Origin of the sequence: uncultured Corynebacterium sp. (assembly GCF_946998835.1) — a bacterium.
Taxonomy (GTDB): Bacteria; Actinomycetota; Actinomycetes; order Mycobacteriales; family Mycobacteriaceae; genus Corynebacterium.
In genome coordinates this window covers 1-3,183 of sequence record NZ_CAMQAZ010000063.1, presented here as the reverse complement: position 1 = coordinate 3,183, position 3,183 = coordinate 1, and the positions used below count along the sequence as shown (strand labels likewise).

At 60.5% G+C, this 3,183-nt stretch carries 4 protein-coding genes; 1 reads left to right on the top strand and 3 read right to left on the bottom strand.

Annotated features, from left to right (window positions below; translation table 11 throughout):
- Window positions 1–178: 178 nt before the first annotated feature.
- Complete coding sequence (locus tag Q0U90_RS11535) at window positions 179–388, bottom strand: hypothetical protein (RefSeq protein WP_297455298.1); 210 nt, start codon at window positions 386–388, stop codon at window positions 179–181.
- 324 nt (window positions 389–712) lie between these two features.
- Window positions 713–1,936 (bottom strand): tetracycline efflux MFS transporter Tet(33), encoded by a 1,224-nt coding sequence (gene tet(33), locus Q0U90_RS11530; protein WP_010991840.1) that lies wholly within the window; start codon window positions 1,934–1,936, stop codon window positions 713–715.
- A gap of 38 nt (window positions 1,937–1,974) precedes the next feature.
- On the opposite strand from tet(33), the gene Q0U90_RS11525 reads away from it, so the two are divergent.
- The gene (locus tag Q0U90_RS11525) at window positions 1,975–2,544 is read left to right on the top strand and encodes a TetR/AcrR family transcriptional regulator C-terminal domain-containing protein (RefSeq protein WP_005882738.1); all 570 of its coding nucleotides are present in this window, start codon (window positions 1,975–1,977) and stop codon (window positions 2,542–2,544) included.
- 320 nt (window positions 2,545–2,864) lie between these two features.
- Here Q0U90_RS11525 and Q0U90_RS11520 read toward each other — a convergent pair.
- Window positions 2,865–3,183, bottom strand: a 319-nt coding sequence (locus Q0U90_RS11520; RefSeq protein WP_297455280.1) for a hypothetical protein, incomplete at its 5' end; no start/stop codon positions are given.

The following is a 3,183-nucleotide window of genomic DNA, read 5'->3' as shown; positions in this document are numbered from 1 at the left end:
TCCGTCCAATCTCCGCCAAGCATGCTCAAGCTTCACGATTTTTGCAACAGAGCCCGGCCAAGGACGACGACCGCGAGCCAACCCCGTAGGGTCGGCAAAGTAGTTGCGTTTCGATCGGGTAGTTTCTGCGGTTCCCAGATTACGGGCTCAAGGGTCGTTCGTGCTGTCCGCACAGGCCTCAGTCAACCTGCGTCTCGATGCAGTAGCGTCGCAGTTCTGCGATCATCGAGGTCTTGGGGGTGCTGACGAAGCGGAACGCATGGCTGAAACGGACGCGCATTCCTCCAGCCTCGAGGTAGCCGTCGCAGGAAGCGCGTCGTCCGTGGGTGACGACAGAAATGACCTCCACCCGCTCGGGAGAACGGCGGGCGCACCTCTCGGGCTGCACTGGGGCCGCTGTGTGTGGATTTCTCGATGAGCGTCCAGCTCATGTCATCGGCAAGCCACTCGGAGAGGGCCTCCAGCTCTCCCTTGGCCCGGTTCACAACCAAGTCTCCGTCGACGCACTTCCGTGAAGACTCATGGTGCTATGGCTCGATCCGATGCGCCCGGCCCTTCTCCGCGATCGGCACGCACATTTCGATGGGTCTATCAGGCTCCCAGCTGACCTGTCCTTGGTAGATGATGCCGAGTTTCCCGGTGGCGCCGTCTCGCTAGTCGGCCATGGCGAAGCAGTGTCGCCGCCGTGTTGCTCCTGCTCACGTCTCACAACTCACATCGAGTCGCCGCTCGCCCAAGAGCCGAACTTCGGGGACGCTGCTGTACCACGCATGATGAGAATCACGCAGGGCACGTAGAGTGCTGCGGCGCAGAGCCAGAGGAAGCCGTCGGCGTTGATGTAAGTGAGCGCGAAGATCGTTGTGAAAGCGACCGGTCCGAAGATCGATGTGACGCTGTTGATGCTGGCGAGCACACCCTGGAGGCGCCCTTGGTGCTGTTCATCGACGCGCTGGGAGAGAAGGGTTTGCAGAGCGGGGAGGCCGATGCCACCGATCCCCAGTGCCGCCAAGATAGGTGCCATGGAAAATGCGTCAGTGACAATCGCCAGGCCTACGAGACCCAAGGCGTCGGTAATACACCCGATGATGACTGTTTTTGCCTCACCGATCCACTCCACGATGCGGCCAGTAAGGAGGGCCTGCACGAGAACCTGTACGATCCCGAAGACGGACAGGGAGATTCCAACTTCGACGGGACTCCAGTCGAGGCGGTGTTCAGTAAACAGCACCCAGGTCGCACCTGGAGCCTGCCCAATGAATTGAACAAGGCCGAATGCGATTAATAGGAAGGTAATCCCAGGCACCGCGCTGAGGCCGGGGCGACCACGATGCTGAGCGAGCGACGCAGAGCGCGCAGGGGAATCAGGACGGGTCTCGCGTAACAGGATAAAGGTGAGTGCCAGATTGCTCGCTGAGAGAAGAGCAGCGAGCAAAAACGGCAGATGTGGCGAGATGGCACCGAACAGTCCACCCATGGCTGGCCCCGCGATCATTCCGCCGCCATAGCAGGCACTGAGTAAACCGAAACGCTTGGCGCGCTGGTGGGGTGGCGTGATGTCGGCGATCACGGTGGCGGTGACCGCATTGGTCGCTCCGGTTATCCCAGCCACTGCGCGGGCGATATAGAACACCGACAGAGCGGACGTCGTGGCGAGCACGAGATAGTCGACGGTCGCACCGGCCAGGGAAACAAGCAGCACCCGGCGGCGGCCGAATCGGTCCGACAGCGTTCCCAGTACGGGGGCAAAGATGAACTGCATTACCGCGTAGAGCGCGATCAGCACTCCGACGTTCAGCGGAACCGCATCAGCGGTGACCCCTGCCTCGTGTAGCAGTGCGGGAAGAATCGGCATCACCAGGCCCATGCCGGCGGCGTCGAGGCTAGCCGTGATGAGGACCGTGGCCAACGAGCCACGAGCGGAAGTGAGAGATGACACCTTATCAACGATAAAGTTATCGATGATAAAGTGCAAGCATGGCTCAGAAACAAGCGCGACTCGATCGTGCAGCAGTCTTGCGCGGTGCGAGGCATGTGCTCAATAACACGGGGATCGACGGTTTCACCACACGGGCGCTGGCTGCGCATCTGCGGGTGCAGCAGCCAGCGCTCTACTGGCACTTTCGGACAAAGGCCCACCTGCTCGGATCGCTCGCAGCTGATGTGCTTGATCGCGAACACCACGCCTCACTCCCAGAGTCAGGGGAGCGCTGGGACGACTTTCTCCTGCGCAACGCGCGGAGCTTCCGGACAGCGCTTCTGGCAGTCCGGGATGGAGCACGGCTGCACGCAGAGTTTCACCGTCAAAAGAGTGACCAGATGCCAGCGGGCTCGGATGCCCCCGAAAGTCAGATCGAGTTTCTCGTGTCCGAAGGATTCGCTGAGGGCTCTGCGGTCCGAGCTCTCATGGCTATCAGCCGCTATACGGTCGGTTTCGTACTAGAAGAACAAACAGCGCTCGACAACGGATGTGAGCCTGTCGATCAAGACCTAGATTTCGAGTTCGGGTTAGTTGCAATGGTTGAAGGGCTGGCATCAAAGCGATGAGGGATGCTCGCACTTTGGGTCTCTGCGTCAGTAAGGTCAATCCTTTCCCGCTCCCGCAGCACCTCCTCCGCGATACTGACGATTCGCTCATGGCTACGGGGCTCACAAACGAGCAAATCAGGGACCGTGTGCATGTCGCGTCGCGATCGCGGAACGGCACATCAGCAGCATCTTCACCATGCTCGACCTTAACGAGCGCACAGGGAACAAGCGCGTCATCGCCGTCCTCGAGTACCTCAAGAACTAAGCGTCGAGTGCGCGACCGGCGCGATGACCATAGGTAACGGCGGTTTAGCATCGGTGCCGCATCTTGACACGACTCAATCCGCGACAGCTAACCTCCGCATATGGAGTTCGACGGAATGGAGATCCCCGACGATATCGAGGTCACGGTCTGGGGGAGCAACGAGCACCGGCTCTGTAACGTCTGCCGCGCAGAATGCGACCCCGAGCCGAGCGGCGCCGACGGGTACGGCGTGCGAATCATCTACGTCTGCCGCGACCACGGACTCCAATCCGTCGTGGACCCATTCGAGCATCTCCGTTGAAGCGCGCTCTTCGCTATCTCCCTGCATTGACGCAAAGGCTCTGTTGCAAAGATTGGCGGCAGTCAGAGGTAGGCTGTCGCTCTGCGCCGAT

Bases quoted from the DNA above. Each gene is read 5' to 3' on its own strand.
- Q0U90_RS11525 (WP_005882738.1), top strand. From the start codon at position 1,975: ATGGCTCAGAAACAAGCGCGACTCGATCGTGCAGCAGTCTTGCGCGGT.